Below are 5,955 nucleotides of genomic sequence, written 5' to 3' on the forward strand. Positions count from 1 at the left end.
GCCTAATGTCAGGTTTTCTTATATAGGGTAAACAACATACGTAATGGTTAACTTTCGACCTAGGCACCTATTAAATATCATCCAACTTTAGAAAGTTTGCGCCTATACCTTTCAAAACCAACACGAAAGCTATAACATCTGGTCTGCTCTCAAGAGCAAATCAAATTATTAATTTTTATTCTCAGGGCGGGGCGAAATTCCCCACCGGCGGTATGCTTAAGCGTTAGCAGCGGTGAAAAACCACCAGCTAAACGCCTAAAGTAAGCCCGCGAGCGCTCGATTCGTCGAGGTCAGCAGATCTGGTGAGATGCCAGAGCCGACGGTTAAAGTCCGGATGAGAGAGAATGGAAACACATCAAACTTATGGTATGTACATGGGCCTAATACGCGTGTGCACCTGTAAGTTTGATGCATTTCGTTTTGGATAGAAACCACAACGAGCTAAAACCAACTTGTCATGAGTCGGCTTTGTTGTGCTCGGTTGAAATCCCTCATACAGCCCTGATTCTGGTGATATTTAGGAGTTTAACCATGAATCAGTCTTCACTACTTGCCGAATTTGGCGAACCAATCACTCGCGTAGAAAATGCATTAGAAGCGTTACGAGAAGGTCGCGGTGTCCTACTTTTAGATGATGAAGATCGTGAAAACGAAGGTGACATCATTTATTCTGTTGAGCACTTAACGAACCAACAAATGGCACTGATGATCCGCGAATGTAGCGGTATTGTTTGTCTTTGCTTAACGGATGCTCAAGCAAACCAACTTGAACTGCCACCAATGGTTGTCGACAACAACAGCGCAAACCAAACTGCGTTTACGGTTTCTATAGAAGCGAAAATCGGCGTAACAACTGGTGTGTCTGCTGCTGACCGTGTAACAACAATCAAAACCGCGGCTAACCCAACCGCAAAGGCAAGTGACCTTGCGCGTCCGGGCCACGTATTCCCACTGAGAGCTCGTGCTGGTGGTGTATTAACTCGCCGTGGTCACACTGAAGGTACTGTAGATCTAATGCAAATGGCAGGTCTTCAATCTGCAGGTGTTTTGTGTGAAGTGACTAACCCAGACGGAACAATGGCGAAAGCGCCTGAAATCGTAGCTTTCGGTAAACTGCACAACATGCCTGTGCTAACCATTGAAGATATGGTTCTTTACCGTAACGAGTTTGATCTAAAACTGGCGTAGCAAGTAAGGCAAAATACATTGCCTAATCAAATAACAAAAAATCAGCCCTAGTGGCTGATTTTTTATATCTGTTAGTAAGCGATTTTTTGCGATATTYGCTCACAGCAACTCAATTAGCTGCGCTTTGGCTGCCTATAAGTTTTTCCAGCGATTTGGTAAGTGTCTTTCTGCTTAACTTCAAACATAGACTCAAAGAACCAAGCTGCAAACTTAATAAGGTCGTCGCCTTCGTTCATCACATGCTCAACGAACTCTTGCTCTTCACCTTCATCATTTTCTTGCAGCGTCACATGGTAAACTCKCTTTTCACCATCAACTTCGGCTAATGCGAACTGGCCAGCTAGAGATTGAGCGGCTTCAGATACTTCAGTGTCTTCGTTCGCTTTTAGTACTTCAAGAGCCTGCGGAAGGTTTTCTTGCTCGCAAATCGTATTTACGAGTGCTTCAAATTCATTATGTTGCATGGTTTCTACCTATAAAGTTAACGAACGCATTGTAAGAAACACTCAGCATAATTACAACGCTTGCGAAACTTTCGCTGCGTGTTCGCGTCTTTGTGAAGAGAACAATACAGAGCCCATTATTGCGGCTGCCACTATATAGAACGTCCCAAGGCTGGCCTGTTCTGAAACCCAGTACTCAACCAAGTATCCACCAACAAGTCCCGCGCCACACATTTGCACCGAACCTGATAGTGCTGACACTGCACCTGCTTGCTTTTTATGTGGCTCTAATAACATGCTTATCGACAATGGGAACGAGATACCCTGACCGATAGTAAGCCAAGTAAATGCCCACACAAGATTGAAAATACTTAATGGTGTAAATACTAACCATAGCCCTGACAACAACATAATTATGATTGCGATAGTCATCAACTTTTCAGTCGAAAGGTATCGGTTGAAGATGTTCAGCATCACGCTACCAATCATTAAACCAGCTGAAGGGACAATCATTAACGTGCCGTATTCTGCCGCTGTTAGACCCAACTGGTCTTGCATCAAAAATGGAAAAACCGACAATGAGACAAGGCTGGTCAAATAGCTGACCCAGTTATAACTCGCGCTACTGATCACTTGCTTATTCGTTAACAAAGCACCGTAGTTTTCAATAACCTTACCCAGTTTAAATTTGGATTTTCCATAAGGTAACGTCTCTGGAAGGATAAAGTACCCTAGGGTGAATATGGCCACAAGGTAAACGAGAACAAAGATGAACACGGCTTCCCAACCTAAGTGGAACGCTATCCAACCACCAAACACTGGCGCAATAATAGGCATGATTGACGCGGTTATCGAAATGTATGACAACGCCTTTGTAAGATGTGCCCCATCATAACTGTCTCTTAAAACGCTCCGACCTAATACCGATGCACTACCCGCTCCTAAACCTTGTAATAAACGCCCGACTTCTAAAGCATAAGCACTGTCAGAAAAAGCAATACAAACGATCGTACCGACCAAATATATACCTTGCCCCAGTATAAAAATGGGTCTTCGCCCTATGGCGTCTGACATCGGCCCATAAAACAATTGAGAAAGGCCGAATCCGACTAAAAACAAAGTCACCAGGAGCTGAACATCAACTTGAGATATGCCAAGATCACCACTAATCATTGGTAGTGATGGAAGGTAAATGCTGACACCAACTTGCCCTGTAGCAATGATCATCATCGCTAACAATAACGGCGCTCTTTTAAAAGGCTGAGAAGTTGTGTTGTTTAATTTCGTTTGATTTTTATTCATGAATTTATCTTACATTCAAACCCAATACCTGATAATCCTGTAATATGGAATTAGATTACGTCCTAACAGGAATTAATAGTGGATTGGATATTGAATGTAAGAACTTACGTTAGAGTAGTTGAAGAAGGCAGTTTTAATGGCGCTGCGCGTAAGCTTAATACGACCAGCTCGGCGATCAGTAAACGTATAAATTGGTTAGAAAGCCGTATTGGCACACAGCTACTAAAACGAACCACACGCTCAATAAGCCAAACAGAGGCTGGCGCTGTATTTTATAAACGAGCGAAAGATCAACTAGACAGTTGGCAGTCTGTCATTGATGAAACAAGGTCGGTCAATCAAACTCCGGCAGGGTTACTTAAGATTGGCGCCACAATAGCAGTAGGATCTAAGTTCCTGGTTCAATACCTTGATGACTTCCTAGAACAATACCCAGATATTAAAGTACAGCTCATCACTACGACACCCGGCCAACTACCGGCACTCAATCTTGATTTAGTTCTCAGTCGCGAATTAGAGCAGCTCAATTCACTTAGCTTTAAGAAAACACCATTATTTGAGCATAAAGCGGCCTTTTACGCGTCGCCTAGCTATCTGGAAAAACACCAAGCACCAACATGCGTTAAAGAGCTAGAATCTCACAATGTATTGATATGGGGCGAAAGACTCATCAGAGAAGTTAAACTCACTAACGGGGAAAGATTAACGTTATCAGGCAACTTCGCGACAACGAATCCAGAAGCGCTTTTTCACGGGGCTAAACGTGGGATGGGGATCTTACTGACTGTTCAAGCGATGATCCACGAGGAACTGAAGCTTGGAACACTAGTGCCGGTACTTCCGGACATTACCGCTGATGAAGCGATGGTGTATGCTTATTACCCTACACTGGACTACCAACATACTCGGACTAAACTGTTCTTAGATTATTTAAAAAGTCGTCTAAAACAAAAACAATTACAGGAACAACAATAATGCCACTTTAGCGCTATATCGACTCTAGTCCCTCACCCATTTCACTGAGCTTTGGTTGAGCTTTTACAAACTTTTTCTCGTCAAGAGGTTTGAAAAAGCAACCGTTATAAGCAATAGTAAATAGTGTGCATATAAAAATATTCTAATGCACTCACTTCGGCTTAGAATGGACAAAAGTGCTATGGAACAACGTTTGGCGAGTAACACAATAGACCTAAACACCATCAGCTGTATCATTAAGTTGGATGGACAAGCACTGCTAGAATCCGCTGCGCTCACTCTGCATAGAGCGCTTGGTACGCAGTGCACAACAATAGTAGAAAAACAAAAATTTCAAAAATCGATCCGCCCTTTAGCATTTGCATACGACCACACGCTCGACAGGAATTTAAAAGGTAAAGTTTCAAACCTTTGTAGCGGCACAAGTAGCAWTTGCCAATATTGCACCATGAGTCAAAACTTGTTCGATTCCCTTCCTGAACAAGCACTTTCTCATGAAGTCATTGATAGTCACTATATAGCGATACCTATACGCTCCCAAGATGGGGAGGTTATGGGAATACTCTATTCCACTTTCGGTAATACCTTAAGCGAACCCTATCTATCTGAAATTGTGCACTTTCATAAGTTGTTCGCTGATCTCACTATTCATGCGTTGAAAGAACAGTGGCTCAATGACCGCTCAGAACAATTGATGGAAAAACTTAGCTATGAGGTTTCACACGACAGTTTAACCGGATTACTAAACCGAAGCTGCCTATCCGACACATTAGAATCCATCACCCAACAGTCTTCTAAACCGTTCACGTTGGCATTCGTGGATATTGATAACTTCAAACTATTGAATGATATCAACGGTAATTACATCGGTGATCGCATCATCAAATTTACTGCGGATAGTATTTTGACTTCGCTACCCGAGCCTGAATTTGCCTTCAGAACCGCCGGTGACGAGTTCGCCTTTATCACTTACTCCAACGACCCTATTGCAGTTTGTCACCATATTCTGAGTAAAGTGGAATCTGGTTATTGCGATAACTCTCGCCAAATTAAGTTTAATCTCAGCATTGGTATTGCTAGAACTCAGGAGGACGTTAAAGACATTAACAACCTACTGCTGAATACGAGCCTAGCGTTGAAAGATTGTAAGAAGCATAACGACATACAAGTGCAGTGCTATGACACTCACTTAAGCGCAAAATATCACAGAGAAAACCAACTGATAGACGCAATTAGAGCCGAGATCAATAGCCCAATATCTGAAGACAGCGAATTGTATGTTGCGGTACAGCCCATAGTTTCTAACAACCAGCCGCAATGGGTGTATTTTGAAGTTCTAGCCCGCTGGAACAGTTCGGTACACGGCGTCGTTTCCCCTGTTGAATTTATCCATGCTGCCGAGCAGTCTGGTCTAATTGTAGAGTTAGGAGAACGGATTATAGAGCTCGCTTGCTTAGCAAAACAAAAACTAGAAGAAGGGTTAGGATACGAAGTGAAGCTAGGTTTGAATTGCTCCGCACATGAACTCAGCGACTCTCAGCGTTATTTAAATTGTCTAACCAACACCATCAATAAATATAACTTTCAAGCTCGAGAGTTTGTAATAGAACTGACAGAGACCGTGCTTCTCTCTCAGACAGGGGAGATTAAAGGTGTCCTGAACTCACTGAGGGAAATAGGGTTCACAGTAGCACTCGATGATTTTGGAACGGGCTATTCGAGTCTAAACTACATCCACAGTTACCCAATTGACTGTATAAAAATTGACGCTACGTTTATACGAAATCTACTCAGTAACAAAACATCCGAAAGCGTTGTAGGGTTGATCATTAAACTTGCCCAACAATTAGAAGTAAGCTTGGTTGCAGAGGGAGTCGAGCATAAAGAGGAACTCGACAAATTACATGCAATGGGGTGTGCTCAGATACAAGGTTATTATTATTCTCGCCCTGAAAGACCCAGTATTATCATCGATAGTATTGTCCAAAACCTTACTGCGAGACGCGCATAAAAAAATCGTAAGTATTAATACTTACGATTTTTTTAT

At 42.6% G+C, this 5,955-nt stretch carries 5 protein-coding genes and 1 riboswitch; of the genes, 3 read left to right on the plus strand and 2 right to left on the minus strand.

Annotated elements, in window-relative coordinates:
* Positions 1-173: 173 nt before the first annotated feature.
* A riboswitch (FMN riboswitch) is annotated at positions 174-350 on the plus strand.
* A gap of 181 nt (positions 351-531) precedes the next feature.
* Positions 532-1,188 (plus strand): 3,4-dihydroxy-2-butanone-4-phosphate synthase, encoded by a 657-nt coding sequence (gene ribB / locus L4C33_RS18805; RefSeq protein WP_428813940.1) that lies wholly within the window; start codon positions 532-534, stop codon positions 1,186-1,188.
* A gap of 113 nt (positions 1,189-1,301) precedes the next feature.
* Here the strand turns inward: ribB and L4C33_RS18810 are convergent, their stop codons facing one another.
* Together L4C33_RS18810 and L4C33_RS18815 are read right to left on the minus strand one after the other, a co-directional pair.
* A complete protein-coding gene (locus L4C33_RS18810; RefSeq protein WP_428813941.1) occupies positions 1,302-1,652 on the minus strand; it encodes a hypothetical protein in 351 nt (116 codons plus the stop codon).
* 51 nt (positions 1,653-1,703) lie between these two features.
* Entirely contained in the window at positions 1,704-2,933 is a 1,230-nt protein-coding gene (locus tag L4C33_RS18815) for a multidrug effflux MFS transporter (protein ID WP_428813942.1), read from the minus strand.
* Positions 2,934-3,011: 78 nt separating this feature from the next.
* On the opposite strand from L4C33_RS18815, the gene L4C33_RS18820 reads away from it, so the two are divergent.
* Entirely contained in the window at positions 3,012-3,908 is an 897-nt protein-coding gene (locus L4C33_RS18820) for a LysR family transcriptional regulator (protein ID WP_428813943.1), read from the plus strand.
* A 181-nt stretch (positions 3,909-4,089) separates the two neighbouring features.
* On the plus strand, positions 4,090-5,919 hold the full coding sequence (locus L4C33_RS18825) for a putative bifunctional diguanylate cyclase/phosphodiesterase (RefSeq protein WP_428813944.1): 1,830 nt from the start codon (positions 4,090-4,092) through the stop codon (positions 5,917-5,919).
* The last annotated feature ends 36 nt before the right edge of the window (positions 5,920-5,955 follow it).

The organism is Vibrio makurazakiensis, assembly GCF_050337375.1.
Lineage (GTDB): Bacteria > Pseudomonadota > Gammaproteobacteria > Enterobacterales > Vibrionaceae > Vibrio > Vibrio makurazakiensis.

Coding starts and splice junctions, on each gene's coding strand:
- ribB (WP_428813940.1), top strand. CDS start 532: ATGAATCAGTCTTCACTACTTGCCGAATTTGGCGAACCAATCACTCGC.
- L4C33_RS18815 (WP_428813942.1), bottom strand. CDS start 2,933: ATGAATAAAAATCAAACGAAATTAAACAACACAACTTCTCAGCCTTTT.